The sequence below is a fragment of the Arthrobacter sp. NEB 688 genome (assembly GCF_013201035.1).
In the GTDB taxonomy this organism is placed as follows: Bacteria; Actinomycetota; Actinomycetes; order Actinomycetales; family Dermatophilaceae; genus Phycicoccus.
The window spans coordinates 174,473-188,517 of sequence record NZ_CP053707.1 but is presented as its reverse complement, the minus strand read 5'-3'; the positions used below and the strand labels follow the sequence as shown (position 1 = coordinate 188,517).

Here is a 14,045-nt window from a genome sequence, read left to right as displayed (position 1 = left end):
CCCCTCGGCCGGTGCCGTTCGAGGTCCTCGACGATAGCGATGCGGGGGGCCGTCGCGCGTAGTGCATCTGCACCATGCCGGACGGGTCCGCGTGCGTCTCCACCGGTGCGGCGGCCGGACCTAGCGTGACGTCGCCACACCCATCTCAGCGTAGAGAGGCGACACGATGGAACGAGTCCAAGGCAAGGTTGCACTGATCACGGGGGGTGCCCGGGGGCTGGGCGAGGCCACCGGTCGCCTGTTCGCCCAGGAGGGTGCGACCGTCGTCCTCACGGACGTCCTCGACGGCGACGGCGCGACGGTCGCCGAGGAGATCCGGGCCGCCGGGGGCAAGGCCACCTACCTGCACCAGGACACGACCGACGAGGCCGCCTGGACGGAGGTCGTCGACGGGATCGTCGCGGAGCACGGACGTCTCGACATCGTCGTGAACAACGCGGGCATCGTCGTCGACGCCACCGTCGAGGACACCACCCTCGAGGACTTCCGCCGGGTCAACGCGATCAACAACGAGGCGGTCTTCCTCGGCACCCGCGAGGCCATCCGGGTCATGAAGGACCAGGACCCGAAGGGCGGCTCCATCGTCAACATCTCCTCGATCGCCGGGCTCGTCGGCATCGAGAACCTCGCTGCGTACAACGCCTCGAAGGGCGCCGTGCGGCTGTTCACCAAGTCGGCGGCCCTGCACGTCGCGAAGGCCGGCTACAAGATCCGGGTCAACTCCGTGCACCCGAGCTACACGTGGACGCCGATGGTCCAGTTCCTCGGCGACAACACCGGCGACCGGCAGGCGTTCTTCGAGGCGCTCTCCGCCGTCCACCCGCTCGGCCGTCCGGGCGAGCCGATGGACATCGCCTGGGGCGTCCTCTACCTGGCCTCGGACGAGGCGTCGTGGGTGACCGGCTCCGAGCTCGTCATCGACGGCGGCATCACGGCCGGCTGAGGCCGGTCGTGGAGGGCGGACCTGCCGGGAGACCCTGACTCCCGGCAGGCGCGTCGTCAGGCGGTCGGGACAGCCTGCGCGACGGGGAAGAGCTCGCGGAACGTCTTCTGCGCGGCTCGGCTCCCGCGCACCGTGATCCGCGGTGACAGCGTCGCGAGGTCGGCCGTGCCACGGCAGAGCTCGACGAGGGCCGCGGCCGAACCGGTGAGGACCAGGTCGGGGCGGGCCGTGCGGTCGGCGCGCTCGAGCCGGCCGCCCCGGACCTGGAGCCAGAGCTCCTCGCCGTCCAGCTCGAACCGCACGAGCAGGTCGCGCCCCGCCGCGGCGACACCGTCGAGCAGGGGCGCCAGCACCCCGTGCACCGCCGTCCGCGGGCGGACTCCGCCGTCGACGGGGTCGTCGAGCATCGGCAGCCCGAACTTCGCCAGCGCCGCGAGCACCGGGCCGATGCGCCGGCCGTCGGCCGTCAGCGCGTAGACCGTGCGGGCCGCCGGCGCGGGCAGCTCCTGCTGCTCGACGAGCCCGGCGTCCTCGAGGTCGCGCAGCCGGTCGGTCAGCAGGTTGGACGCGATGCCCGGCAGGCCGGTGCGCAGGTCGGTGAAGCGCCGCCGCCCGAACGAGAGCTCGCGCAGGACCAGCAGCGTCCAGCGGTCGCCGACGACGTCGAGCGCGGCCGCGATCCCGCAGTACTGGTCGTAGCTCTTGTGGGGCACACCGCCATCGTAGGCAGGTTGACTTCATCCATCAAACGGTTGAGTTTCTCAACCACGGGGTCTAGCGTCCTCGTCCATGGACGCTCACGCCGCGGCAGCGCGCCGCCCGGTCGACCCCTGGGCGGTCGTCGCCGTCGCCAGCCTCGCCGTGTTCATGGTCTTCCTCGACGCGCAGGTGCTGTTCGTCGCCTTCGACGACATGCGCCGCAGCTTCCCGACGGTGTCCTTCGCGACGATGTCGTGGACCCTCTCGGCGTACACGATCGCGCTCGCGGCCGCGCTGGTCCCGGCGGGCCGGATGGCCGACCGCTTCGGGCGGCGGCGGGTCTTCCTCGTCGGGCTCGTGGCCTTCACGCTCGCCTCCGTCCTCTGCGCGCTGGCCCCGTCGGCCGGCCTCCTCGTCGTGCTCCGCGTGGTCCAGGCGCTCGGCGCCGCCGCGCTCGTCCCCGCCTCGCTCGCCCTCGTCCTCTCGGTCTTCCCGCCCGCCCGCGTCCCGGTCGCCGTCGCGGTCTGGGGTGCGTCCGGTGCGCTCGCGGCCGCCGCCGGCCCCGCCCTCGGCGCGGTCCTCGTGCAGACCTGGGACTGGCGGGCGGCCTTCCTCGTCAACGTGCCCGTCGGGCTGCTCGCGCTCGTCCTCGGCGCCCGCCTCCTGCCCGAGTCGCGCGAGGCCTCGCGGGCCCGCTTCCCCGACCCGCTCGGCATCGTCCTGCTCGCCGGCGGCCTCACCCTGCTGGCCCTCGGCATCGTCCAGAGCGACCGGTGGGGATGGGCCTCGCCGGCCACGCTGGGCGTCCTCGCCGGCGGCCTCGTCGTCCTCGCCGCGTTCGTCCGGCGCACCCTCGCCGTGCCGCACCCCGCACTCGACCTGACGATCTTCGCGACCCCGTCGGTGCGCTGGGCCAACATCGCCACCGCGGCCTTCACCATCGGGTTCACCGCCATGTTCTTCGCGCTCGTCCAGTTCACGCTGGCGGTCTGGCAGTACGGCATCGTCCGCGCCGGGATGGCGATGATGCCCGGGCCGGTCGTCGTCATGGCCCTCGCGCCGGTCTTCGGTCGTGTCGCCGCCCGCCACGGCCAGCGCACCCTGCTCGTGCCCGGCGGACTGCTCTACGCCGCCGGCGGCCTGCTGCTGCTCACCGGCCTCGGCGACCGCCCCGCGTACGTCACCGAGCTGCTCCCCGCATCCCTGCTCTCGGGGCTCGGGGTGGCCCTGGTGCTCCCGCAGCTGACGAGCGCTGCGGTGCAGGGCCTCCCGCGGGACGACCTCGGCGCCGGCGCCGCCGTCAACCAGGCGATCCGGCAGCTCGGCGCGACCTTCGGCGTGGCCCTGACGGTCGCGATCCTCGGTACCGTCACCGCGACGACCACTGCCGGCGACTTCCGCGGCGTCTGGGTGATGCTCGTGCTCTGCGGCGTGCTCACGTCGGTCGCGGCCCTCGCCCTGCCCCGCCGCGGTTCGGCTCACGACAGCCTCGCCGCCCCGGCGGCCGTCGGGGCCCGGCCGTGAGCGCCGCGGCGGGCGGCCTCGCCACGCTCTCCGGCCTCGAGGTGATGCAACGGGTCGCGTCCGGCCTCCTGCCGCCGCCGAGCATCGCCACCCTCCTCGGGATGGACCTCGAGTCGGTCGAGGACGGCACGGCGGTCTTCGTCCTCACCCCGGACGAGCGGATGCTCAACCCGCTCGGGACCGTCCACGGCGGTGTCGCGGCCACCCTGCTCGACTCGTGCATGGGCTGCGCGGTGCACACCACCCTGCCGGCCGGCGCCGACTACACGACCGCCCAGCTCACCGTCCACTACCTGCGCCCGATGCGCCCCGGCACCGGGCCGGTCCGCGCCGTCGGCACGGTGCTGCACCGAGGCCGCACGCAGTCGACGGCCGAGGGCCGCCTCCTCGACGCCGCCGGGCGGCTGCTCGCGCACGCGAGCACCACCTGCCTCGTCCGCATGCCCTGACCCTTCGCCGCGCCAGAATCTTCCGGATGCGTGGCACGGCAGCGGAGGTTTGTGACTCATCCGTTCGGGCGATCCTCGTCGCCCCGGGCCTGAATCCGGGGCGCCGAAGGTAAAGCCCGGGTAAAGTCGTCGTCAGCAGGAAGGAAAGTCGGTGGATCTGCAGGGGCCCACCGGACGCCGGTCTGCGAGAGCCCTCAGGGCTTGGCAGGGAAGCCACCCGAGAAGTCTTCGGGACGACAAGTGAATGCAGCAGTTCGGGTCGAAGCTCACCCACTCCGTGCAGGGCGGAGGACCGTGAGCGCAGGCCATCCACCCAGGGCGCAGGGGCCCGCGGTGGGACGGACTCCAGGCCGGGCGGCCTGGCCACGCTCCGCAGGGGGAGCCGACGCCGCAGCCGCCGGACCGACACCACGGCGCCCCGTCCGACCACCAGGTCGGGCGGGGCGCCGTTCCGTGTGCCCGGGGTGAGGCCGCCGAGGGTGGACGGTCAGACGTGCAGCACCGTCGCGACGGACCGGCGGACGGCCTCGACGACGTCGTCGACCGGCGCCTCCTCGGGGGCGGCGGCCATCGTCACGTACATGGCCGCCGAGATGACGCCCGCCTGCCGCGCGGCCTCGGCCTCGTCGGCGTCGGTCCACCGGCGGATCAGGTCGACCGTCGCCCGGTCGGTCTCGGCGACGATCGCGACGGCCGCGGCGTGCCCGGGCACCTCGGGGTCACCGAAGAGCATCTCGCGCAGGTAGACCCGGCCGTTGCCGACGTGGGCCCGGTTGCACGCGACGACCGGCGCGAGGAGGGCGACGACGGCCCCGACCGCGTCGTCCGCCTGCTCGGCCGCCGCCCGACCCTGCACGAGGGCGGCCTCGTAGTGGGTGTTCTGAACCAGGAGGAGGAGCTCGCCCTTGGTCCGCGCGTAGAGGAACAGCGTGCCCGTGCCGATGTCGGCGGCCTCGGCGATCTGCTGCGTCGTCACGTCGTCGACGCCGTGCTCGGCGAACAGGGTCGAGGCGGCCGCGACGATGCGCTCGAGCTTCTCCTGCTTGTTGCGCTCGCGGCGTCCGGGCGGCGGGGGCGTCATCGGGTGCTCCTGCGGGAACGGGTCGGGGCGGCCGGCGCGGTGGGGCCGGCCGGGCAGCGGCATCGTCCCACAGCCGTCCTCACGACGACCGGGTCGCCCGGCTCGTCGTCGCGGCCGAGAGGACCGCGTCGGTGAGCGACGCGGGGGCCAGGCTCGTGAACGCGACCTGCGCCCGGCTCGACGCGTCGAGGAGGTAGCGCCGCCGCGGCCGTCGTGCCGTGAGCGCGTGGAGGACGACCTCGGCGACCTTGGCGGGGTCCGAGGTCTGCTTCGCGAGGGTCGAGAGGAGCTTGCGCGTCCCGGCGAGGTGCTCGGCGTAGAGGGCGCGGTGCTCGGGGGTGAAGCCGGCCGCCATCCGGTCGTGGGCGGCCTCGACATCGCCCCACATGCCGGTGTCGATGGGGCCCGGCTCGACGAGCGAGACGCGGATGTCCCACGGGCGCAGCTCCATCCGCAGCGCGTCGCCGACGGCCTCGAGCGCGAACTTGGACGCGTTGTAGGCGCCCGTGCCGGGCACGGCGTACCGGCCGCTCGTCGACGACATGAACACGATGCGGCCGTGCGCCGCGCGCAGCAGCGGCAGGACGGCCTGGGTGACCGCGACCTGCGCGACGACGTTGACGTCGAGCTGGTGGGCCAGGTCGTCGACGGCGACGGCCTCGAGCGGCCCGTTGACGATGATGCCCGCGTTGTTGACGACGCCGTCGAGCCGCTCGGGCAGGCGCTCGGCGAGGGCGCCGACCGCCGCGCGGTCGGTGACGTCGAGGTCGATCGGGTGCACGCGGGGGAGGGTGGCGAGCTCGGCGAGGGCGGCGGCGGAGCGGGCGGTGGCGTGGACCTCCCAGCCGCGGGCGCTCAGGTGCTCGGTGATGGCGCGGCCGATGCCGCGGCCGGCTCCGGTGACGAGGACGGAGGGCATGGTGTGGCTCGATTCCGTTGCGGGAGTGGTCAGGCGGAGAGGAAGGCGGCGGCGCGGGGGGCGAAGTCCTCCCAGTACTGGAAGATCCCGCCGTGGCCCGAGTTCGGGTAGATGACGAGCTCGGAGCCCGGGAGGCGACGGTGCAGGTCCTCGGAGAGGACGGACGGGACCATCCGGTCGTGGTCGCCGTTGGCGACGAGGGTGGGGATGTCGAGGACCGAGAGGTCGGACGGGGCGGAGCGGCCGTAGCGGGCGATGGCCTTCAGCTGCGTGCGGAAGGCGCCGAGCGTGACGGCCGTGTCGCGGTCGCGGGTGCGCTCGCCGAGGCGGGCGACGAACTCCTTGCCGGCCCGGCGGCCGGTGGCGTCCTGCTCGAAGAAGAGGATCTCCTTCGGGTCGCGCCGGGTGAGGGTGGCCCGCAGCACGTCGAGGTAGGTCGTGCGGACGACCTTGTCCATGTCCTTGCCGCCCCGGGGCCCGGTGCCGGTGAGGACCCAGCGACGGATGAGCCCGGGGTGCGCGACGGCGAGGTCCTGGGCGACCATGCCGCCCATCGAGAACGCGAAGACGTCGATCTGCGTCAGGCCGAGGGCGGTGACGAAGGCGTACGCGTCCTGCGCGGCGGCCTCGATCGTGTCCGGGACCTTCCCCGACGATGCGCCGACGCCCCGCTGGTCGAAGGCGATGACCCGCCGCGTCGCGGCGACCGCGTCGACGATCCGGGGGTCCCAGTTGTCCAGGTTGGCGCTCAGGTGGTGGAAGAAGACGACCGGCACGGCGCCGGCGGGGCCGAGCTCGCGGTAGGCGAAGGTCGTCCCGGCGGCATGGACGGTGCGGGTGGGGGCGTCGGCGTAGGAGGTGACGACGGGCTCGGGCTGGCTGGTCATGGTGGTCCTTCGGGGGAGGGGCGTGGGGGTGGAGGAGGGGGCGTGGTGTGCGGGTCAGGCGCGCGTGACGACGGTCTTGCCGCGCGTGCTGGTCTTCCCGAGCTCGGCGAGGGCGGCGACGGTCTCGTCGAACGGGTAGGTCCGGCCGACGACGGGGCGGATGGCGCCGCTGTCGACGAGGGCGGCGACCTCGCGCAGCTGCCGTCCGTCGGCGCGCATGAAGAGGAAGCGGTACTCGACGCCGAGGCGCCTGGCCCGGGCGCGGACCGAGCGGCTCAGGACGCCCATGACGACCCGCAGCACGGGGTTGAGTCCGGCCTCCTTCGCGAAGCGCGTGGTCGGCGGGCCGGCGATGCCGATGGCGGTCCCCCCGCGGCGGAGCACGCCGAGCGAGCGCAGGAGGTTCTCGCCGCCGAGGCTGTCGAGGACGACGTCGTACACGGAGAGCTCCGCGGCGAAGTCCTCGGTGCGGTAGTCGACGACGACGTCGGCGCCGAGCTCGCGCAGGAAGACGGCGTCGGTGCCGGAGGCGGTCGTGGCGACGTGCGCCCCGAGGTGCTTGGCGAGCTGGATGGCGACCGTGCCGACGCCGCCCGCGCCCGCGTGGACGAGCACCTTCTGGCCCGGACGGACGTCGGCGATCTCGACGAGGGCCTGCCAGGCGGTGAGGGCGACGAGCGGGAGGGAGGCCGACTCGGCCATCGACGCGGTGCGGGGGGCGAGGGCCACGTCGTCCTCGTGGACCGCGATGCGCTCGGCGAAGGTGCCGATGCGGTGGTCGCGCGGCCGGGCGAAGACGACGTCGCCGGGCGCGAAGCCGTGGACGGCCGGCCCGACCCGGACGACGGTGCCGGCGACGTCGTGGCCGAGGGTGAGCGGGGTGCGGTAGGGGAGCAGCTGCGTGAACTCGCCAAGCCGGATCTTCTCGTCGAGCTGGTTGAGGCCCGCGGCGCCGACCTCGACGAGGAGGTCGTGCTCGCCCACGGTCGGCTCCGGGACGTCGGCGGCGTGGAGGGGGCTCTTGTACGAGTCGATGACGAAGGCGTGCACGGGGGGTTCGCTCCTGACGAGGGTCTGACTGACTGCACTCAATAATGAGTGCAGTCAGTCGCACTGTCAAGGGGTGTGGGGCGAAAGTCCACGCAGCGTGCCCGCCGTCCTAGGCCACCGGGACGGCCGGCGCCGTGACGCTCGACCCCGGGCCGCCGCGGAGACCGTCGAGCGCCGCGGCGTTGGCCTCGTGGGGGATCCCCAGGGAGGGCCGGCTCACCGTCTCGAGGCGCCGGTAGCCCTCGTCGTCGAGCTGGACCTCCAGGGCGGCGAGGTAGTCGTCGAGCTGGGCGAGGGTCCGGGGACCGATGATCGGCGTCGCGCTCGTCGTCATCCGACGGCCGTGCTCGAGCAGCCAGGCGACGGCGACCTGGGCCGGCGGGCGCCCGACCGAGCCGGCCACCTCGAGGAGGGTGTCGACGACCGCGGTCGCCCGGGCGTCGTCCTCGGTGTGCACCAGGCGACCCCAGTCGCTGAGGCGGCCCTCCCGGCTGTGCCGGTACTTGCCGGTGAGCAGGCCTCCGCCCAGCGGTGACCAGAGGGTCGCCCCCAGCCCGAGCGCCTCGGCCATCGGCAGCAGCTCGCGGTCGGCGGTGCGCTGGACGAGGCTGTACTCCACCTGGATCCCCGCGACCGGGGCCCATCCCGACACGTCGGCGAGCACCGCGGCGCGCGACACGCGCCAGGCCGGGAAGTTGGAGAAGGCGACGTGCAGGACCTTGCCCTGCGTCACGAGGTCGTCGAGCCCGCGGAGGATCTCGTCCATCGGGGTCAGCTCGTCGGGGTAGTGGACCCACAGGATGTCGACGTGGTCGGTGGCCAGCCGGGTCAGGCTGCCCTCCAGCGACAGGCGCAGGTTCTTGCGGGCGTTGCCCGTGCGGGCGAGGCCGGTGCGCGACCGGTGCCGACCGTGTACTTGGTCGCGACGACGAGGTCGTCGCGCCGGGACGCGACGAGCCGGCCGACGATCTCCTCGGACTGCCCGGCCTGGTAGGCGTCGGCGGTGTCGATGACGTTGCCCCCCGCCTCGACGTAGCGCTCGAACATCGCCCGCGCCACCTCCGGCTCGGCGCCGGCGCCCCAGCCCGTGCCGAAGTTGCCCGTCCCGAGGGCGAGCTCGGAGATGCGCAGGCCGGTGCGCCGGCCGAAGGTCGTGTACTGCATGGGGGTTCCTCCCGGTGTCGGTGGCCGCCGGGGTCGGTGGGGCGGCCCGGGGCTGACCCTACCCATCTGAGTTGGTTCAACCAAGCCAGCACTGCGTACGATGATGTTGTGCCCCGCTCGTCACCGGTCCTCGCCACGGCCATCGACAACCCGTGCGCGATCATCCGCGCCCTCGGTGTCCTCAGCGACACCTGGACCTTCCTCGTCGTGCGGGAGGCCTTCCTCGGGGCCAGCACCTTCGCGCGCTTCCGCGAGGCGCTCGGCATCTCCACCGACGTGCTGACCGTGCGGCTGGCCGCCCTCGTCGAGCACGGGGTCCTCGTGAGGACGCCCTACCGGGAGCCGGGTCGGCGGGTGCGCGAGGCCTACCACCTGACCCCGGCCGGCCAGGAGCTCGTCACCGTGCTCGCCGCCCTCCAGCAGTGGGGCCACGACCACGTCGGGGACGGCGCCGCCCTGCGCGTCGCGCCGGTGACCGACGACGACCGGCAGCCCGTGCGCGCCCACCTCGTCGACCCCGCCGGGCGCGAGGTGCCGCCGCAGGACGTGCGCTTCGAGCTCGTCGAGGGGTCCCCGACCGTCGCCTGAGCGCCCGGCGCGGGCGACCGCCGGACGCGCGACGACGCCCCGCTCGACCGGGGTCGGGCGGGGCGTCGTCGTGGGGCCGGAAGGAGGGCCCCGAGGTCAGCGGCGGCTCTTGGTCACGGCGATCTCGGTGCCGACGTCACCGACGTACCCGGAGGTCCCGGCGTACGAGAAGCGGTACGACGAGTCCTGGTCGCGCTGGGCCTCGGACCACACGAAGCCGTCCTCGTCGGTGCGCATCGAGTCGACGCTGGTCCAGGTGGAGGCCCCGGCGACCTTGCGCTCGAGCGTCACCATCTGGTCGGCGATGGCGTCCTGGCCGGGCGTCGTCAGCCGGCCGACGACGAGCGGGTGGCGGCGGTCCTGGACGTAGCGGGCCGACACCTCCGTCGGGGTCGAGAGCATCCGGACGCCGGAGGTCGGCTTCGCCGTCGTCGAGCCGGCGAAGGTGAAGCGCACGACGGTCGGCGTCTCGGGGGTGTCCGTGAACGACACGCGGCCCTTGGAGTCGGTCGTCACCGTCCGCACGGTCGAGTACTGCGTCGAGTCGGCGGGGCGCGTGGCGATGGTGACGCGGGCGCCGGCCACGGCCTTGCCGGTCGTGCGCAGGCGCAGCGCGAAGGTCGCGGTGCGCGGCCAGGTGCCGGTCACCGACAGCGACGCGGCGGTGATCGCCTTGCTCTTGACCGGCGCGGGCGGCGGCGGGGGCGGGGGCGGCGTCGGGGTCGGCGGGGGCGTGGGGGAGGTCGGCACGTAGGTGCCGAAGTACTGCCAGTGCCACGCCTCGGGGTTGGAGCCCTTGGCCAGCGCCCACGTGGGCTGGGCCCAGCCGTACTTCGGGCCGTTGACCGAGAGCCACTTGTAGCGCGTCCCGGAGTAGGTGCCGATGCTGCAGCCGAAGTCGACGGCCAGGCCCCACCCGTGGGTGGAGGTGCCGGGCTTCGCCGCGCGCGGTGACCCGTACTTCTTGAACGTCGCGACCTGCTGCGTGTACGAGCGGTAGCCGTCGTTGATGCAGAGGTCGCCGCCGAAGCGGGCCTTGTAGACCTTGTTGAGCGAGCTCAGCTTGCGCGTCGCGTCGCAGCGCAGGCTGTCGGCGGGGGCGAAGGGGATGGCGCACAGGGCGGTCAGGGGGATCTTGCCGTTGCTGTAGCCACCCCACGCCAGGGAGGACCCGGCGGCGGTGGCGGTGGGCGCGGCGGCCGTGGCGAGGCCGAGGGCCAGGAGGGGTGCGGCGAGCAGGGTGGTCGGTCGTCTCAGGGCGGACATCGGGCACGTTCCTTCCGGGTGGAGCGCCTGCGGAACGTGACCTGTCGGGTTGGGACGCCGGTGCGCCCCGTCCTCGTGCGAGGACCTCACCCCGAGGAGCGACTCCATGTGCCTGGGCGCCCCGCCCCCACCATCAGAGGATGCCGAGGACCTCCGGGTGCTGGTGGGGTTCGGCGTCACCCGGGCCGGTCGGAGCAGGTGCCTCGACCGACGATCTTCCTCGTCCACGACGCTACGAGCGGCGTGCGCGACAGGGGTGCCGCCCGGGAACGGGTGGGCCGAACGGCGGTGCGGTCCAGCCGTTCAGCCATCCCCGACACGGGGGCGCGCTCCGTGACGGTCAACCCGCCCGGTGGTATACGGCCTGCGGGACCGCCGCGGGCCCGGTCGGCCGGCCCCTCGCGCGCCGCCGGCCGTGGGCGTGGGCGGTCCGGCGGACCGTCGACGCGGTGCGGCCCCGCCGGTAGCGTTGCGGTCCTCGGTGACCGCGACGTCGCCGTCTCCGGGGGAAGGAGCATCGGCACGGCCGTGCGCGGCCGTCTGATGCAGATGCATCACGTCGGGTGGTGCACGGGGTTCTGGCGGGGCAACTCGGGGAGAGGGACGATCGCATGACCGAGGACAGAGAGAGCGACATGGCACCCACGGCCGCAGCGGCGGAGCCCCGGACCGGGACGGTCTCGGTGGTCGTCATCGACGACCACCTGCTCCTCGCCGACGCCGTGGCGGCCGGGCTGCGGGCCCGCGGGCGCACGACCGTGCTCGAGGTCGCCGCCTCCTGCGCCGAGGGCCTGGCCGCCGTCGAGCGCCACCGCCCCGACGTGTGCCTGCTCGACCAGCGCCTGCCGGACGGCCTCGGCACCGAGCTCGTGCCGCGCCTGCTCACGGCCAGCCCGGGGACGAAGGTGCTCCTCGTGACCGCCGACGACAGCGTCGACACGCTGCACCAGGCGCTCGCCGCCGGGGCGGTCGGCATCGTCAACAAGGGCCAGCGGGCCGAGGCCCTCCACGAGGCCGTCATGCGCGCGGCCGAGGGCATCACCATCCTCAGCGCGCGCGACGTGCAGCGGCTGCTGCCCTCGTCCGAGCGGGGCGGCCAGCGGCTCGGCGACGACCTGACCCCCCGCGAGCGCGACGTGCTGCGCCTCCTCGTCCAGGGCGTGTCGACCCGCGACATCGCGGCGCGCCTGTTCATCTCGTACGCGACGGCCCGCAACCACATCCAGTCGCTCATCGTGAAGCTCGGCGCCCACAACAAGCTCGAGGCCGTGACCATCGCCCTGCGAGAGAACATCGTGAGCGGCCCATGAGTACGGCAGCGACCGAGCGCCCCCGGCAGCGGGGCGTCCCGTGACCGGCACGGAGCCGGTGACGCGGCGGGTCTTCCTCTGCGACGACCAGTGGGAGATGCGCGAGGCGCTCCGGGTCGTCATCGAGGCCATGCCCGGCTTCACCGTGGTCGGGGTCGGCGAGGACGGGTCCGAGTGCCTGGCCGCGCTGCGTGCGTCGTCGGTCGACGTCCTCGTCGTCGACGTCAGCATGCCGGGGGGCGGCCCCGAGCTCACCGCCGCGGTCCGCGAGGAGAACCCCGGGCTCGCCATCATCGCGTTCTCGGCGCACACCGAGCCCTCCGTCCGCGAGGCGATGTTGGCCGCCGGCGCCGACGAGTTCGTCGTCAAGACCGGCCGCCTCGCGCCGCTGCGCGAGGCCCTGCAGCGCCATTCGCCTGTTGTGGAATGAAATTCGGCGTCCAGCCTGACCGCTTCCGCTTCTCGTCCTCGACGCCCGCCCCCTAGCATGGGCGTGGACGGGGGCGTCGTGACGGTCCCGGGAGGGGAGGACTGGTGTCCGACGCACCGGACGGGGACCGGCTGGACGCCGGGGCGGCCCAGGCGCTCGAGCGCATCGTCGGCGGCGTCTTCTCCGTCGCTCCGGACGGCACCGTGCTCTACGTCAACGGCTCGATCCTCGCGATGCTCGGGGAGGAGGCGTCGGCGGTGGTGGGCCGCACGGTCTACGAGCTCTATCCCCAGGCCCGCGACGCCGACTTCCTGCACTACCTGGAGCGGGCCGTCGAGTCGGGGCAGGTCCAGGAGTTCGAGTCCTTCGCCCCTCGCGTGGGCCGCTGGCTGCGCCGTCGCCTCTACCCCACGGCCGACGGGGTCACGGTCGTCGTCGACGAGGGACGGCCGGGGGACAGCGAGGACGTCCCGGACCCCGTGCGCGAGGCGCTGCACCGGGCGCGGTCGGCCGAGGAGCGCTACCGCGACCTCCTCGACTCGATGGCGGAGGGCTGGAAGGAGACGACGCCGGACGGGGCCATCGTCGTCGTCAACGAGGCCTTCGCGACGATGCTCGGCTACGCCGACGCCGCGGAGCTGACGGCGTCGGTGACCTCGGCGAACGAGCTGTACGTCGACCCGGAGGACCGCATCCGGGGGCTGCGGAGCGAGTCCGGCGGCAGGCCCCGGATGATCGAGGCCCAGATGCGACGCCGCGACGGGGGGACCGTGTGGGTGCGCTCGACGCTGACCCCGCGGCACGGCCCGTCGGGCGAGGTCCAGAGCTACCGGGGGTTCGTCGAGGACATCACCGAGCAGCGCGACGCCGAGCACCGCCGGCGCGAGGCCGAGGAGCGGATCGAGGCCCGCGAGCGCGCCCTGCTCGCCGAGGCGGTCCACGACGAGCCGCTCCAGCTCGTCGTCGCGGCGATCCTCCGGCTCGACGGGCTCCAGCCGCTCCTGGCCCCGGAGCTCGCCGAGCCGCTCGAGCACGTCGTCTCCCTCCTCGAGCAGACCATCGAGCGGCTGCGCAACCTCGTCGTGGCCCTCAGCCCGCCCGACCTGCGCGACGGGCTGGCCGCGGCGATCCGCGCGCTGTCCGAGGGCCTGTTCATGGGGACGGCGATCGAGGTCGAGGTCGACGGTCCCGCGGTCCTGCCCCTGGCGCCCGAGGTCGAGGCCGGCGCCTTCCGCACGCTGCGCGAGGCCCTCGTCAACGCCCGCAAGCACTCCCGGGCCGAGCGGGTCTTCGTCCGCCTCGAGGTGCGCGACGAGACCGTCCTCCTCGAGGTCCTTGACGACGGGGTCGGCGGGGCCCGCGCCAGCACCGAGCCCGGTCACCTGGGGATGACGTCGATGGTCGCCCGCGCCGAGAGCCTGGGTGGCACCCTCGTCGTCGACAGCCCCCCGGGCGCAGGCACCCGCGTGACCCTCGTCGTGCCCGTCGAGGAGCACCTGACCTAGTACGACTGCATCACCCGGGTCGGGACGTCCGCACCTGTCGGGCGCCCCCGAGACCCCGGCACACTGGAGTCATGCCTCGGGGCCACGGCCTCCTTCCCCTGCAGGGGGCAGACCCCGGGACAGGTTCGGACCGGACGCACGCCCCCTTTCCCCTGCATCGGGGCGGCCGCCCGGCGGAGCCTCTGTCGAGAGCCCGGCCTCCCTCCCCCTGCACGGAGGCCGGGCTCCTC

Annotated in this window: 15 protein-coding genes; 7 read left to right on the top strand and 8 right to left on the bottom strand. The window is 74.0% G+C overall.

Features of this window, described 5'->3' with window-relative positions; genetic code table 11:
• Nucleotides 1–166 precede the first annotated feature (166 nt).
• Nucleotides 167–943 carry a glucose 1-dehydrogenase gene (locus HL663_RS00865; RefSeq protein ID WP_173026625.1) on the top strand — a complete coding sequence of 259 codons (777 nt, stop codon included), beginning with the start codon at nt 167–169 and terminating at the stop codon, nt 941–943.
• A gap of 56 nt (nt 944–999) precedes the next feature.
• On the opposite strand, the gene HL663_RS00860 is transcribed toward HL663_RS00865, so the two are convergent.
• Nucleotides 1,000–1,656 carry a winged helix-turn-helix transcriptional regulator gene (locus HL663_RS00860; protein WP_173026624.1) on the bottom strand — a complete coding sequence of 219 codons (657 nt, stop codon included), beginning with the start codon at nt 1,654–1,656 and terminating at the stop codon, nt 1,000–1,002.
• 76 nt (nt 1,657–1,732) lie between these two features.
• Here HL663_RS00860 and HL663_RS00855 point away from each other — a divergent pair, with 76 nt between their 5' ends.
• Entirely contained in the window at nt 1,733–3,166 is a 1,434-nt protein-coding gene (locus HL663_RS00855) for a DHA2 family efflux MFS transporter permease subunit (protein ID WP_173026623.1), read from the top strand.
• Nucleotides 3,163–3,615, top strand: a complete 453-nt coding sequence (locus tag HL663_RS00850) for a PaaI family thioesterase (protein ID WP_216842642.1) — start codon at nt 3,163–3,165, stop codon at nt 3,613–3,615. The genes HL663_RS00855 and HL663_RS00850 overlap by 4 nt, the downstream gene beginning before the upstream one ends.
• Nucleotides 3,616–4,102: 487 nt before the next feature.
• On the opposite strand, the gene HL663_RS00845 is transcribed toward HL663_RS00850, so the two are convergent.
• The 6 genes from HL663_RS00845 to HL663_RS19075 form a co-directional block, all read right to left on the bottom strand.
• On the bottom strand, nt 4,103–4,696 hold the full coding sequence (locus HL663_RS00845; RefSeq protein ID WP_173026622.1) for a TetR/AcrR family transcriptional regulator: 594 nt from the start codon (nt 4,694–4,696) through the stop codon (nt 4,103–4,105).
• 79 nt (nt 4,697–4,775) lie between these two features.
• Nucleotides 4,776–5,615 carry an SDR family NAD(P)-dependent oxidoreductase gene (locus HL663_RS00840; protein WP_173026621.1) on the bottom strand — a complete coding sequence of 280 codons (840 nt, stop codon included), beginning with the start codon at nt 5,613–5,615 and terminating at the stop codon, nt 4,776–4,778.
• A gap of 29 nt (nt 5,616–5,644) precedes the next feature.
• The gene (locus HL663_RS00835) at nt 5,645–6,502 is read right to left on the bottom strand and encodes an alpha/beta fold hydrolase (RefSeq protein ID WP_173026620.1); all 858 of its coding nucleotides are present in this window, start codon (nt 6,500–6,502) and stop codon (nt 5,645–5,647) included.
• 54 nt (nt 6,503–6,556) lie between these two features.
• Nucleotides 6,557–7,552, bottom strand: coding sequence for an NADP-dependent oxidoreductase (locus HL663_RS00830; protein ID WP_173026619.1), 996 nt, complete (start codon nt 7,550–7,552; stop codon nt 6,557–6,559).
• A 109-nt stretch (nt 7,553–7,661) separates the two neighbouring features.
• Entirely contained in the window at nt 7,662–8,396 is a 735-nt protein-coding gene (locus HL663_RS00825; protein WP_286176033.1) for an aldo/keto reductase, read from the bottom strand.
• Entirely contained in the window at nt 8,381–8,716 is a 336-nt protein-coding gene (locus HL663_RS19075; RefSeq protein ID WP_216842641.1) for an aldo/keto reductase, read from the bottom strand. The genes HL663_RS00825 and HL663_RS19075 overlap by 16 nt, the downstream gene beginning before the upstream one ends.
• Before the next feature lie 108 nt (nt 8,717–8,824).
• Between HL663_RS19075 and HL663_RS00820 the strand changes: the two genes are divergently transcribed.
• Entirely contained in the window at nt 8,825–9,304 is a 480-nt protein-coding gene (locus tag HL663_RS00820) for a winged helix-turn-helix transcriptional regulator (RefSeq protein ID WP_173026618.1), read from the top strand.
• Between the two features lie 96 nt (nt 9,305–9,400).
• On the opposite strand, the gene HL663_RS00815 is transcribed toward HL663_RS00820, so the two are convergent.
• Complete coding sequence (locus HL663_RS00815; RefSeq protein WP_173026617.1) at nt 9,401–10,570, bottom strand: D-alanyl-D-alanine carboxypeptidase family protein; 1,170 nt, start codon at nt 10,568–10,570, stop codon at nt 9,401–9,403.
• A 611-nt stretch (nt 10,571–11,181) separates the two neighbouring features.
• Here HL663_RS00815 and HL663_RS00810 point away from each other — a divergent pair.
• The 3 genes from HL663_RS00810 (at nt 11,182) to HL663_RS00800 (ending at nt 13,815) form a co-directional block, all read left to right on the top strand.
• A complete protein-coding gene (locus tag HL663_RS00810; protein ID WP_173026616.1) occupies nt 11,182–11,880 on the top strand; it encodes a response regulator in 699 nt (232 codons plus the stop codon).
• A gap of 40 nt (nt 11,881–11,920) precedes the next feature.
• The gene (locus HL663_RS00805) at nt 11,921–12,310 is read left to right on the top strand and encodes a response regulator (protein WP_173026615.1); all 390 of its coding nucleotides are present in this window, start codon (nt 11,921–11,923) and stop codon (nt 12,308–12,310) included.
• A gap of 104 nt (nt 12,311–12,414) precedes the next feature.
• Nucleotides 12,415–13,815, top strand: a complete 1,401-nt coding sequence (locus tag HL663_RS00800) for a PAS domain-containing sensor histidine kinase (protein WP_173026614.1) — start codon at nt 12,415–12,417, stop codon at nt 13,813–13,815.
• Nucleotides 13,816–14,045 lie beyond the last annotated feature (230 nt).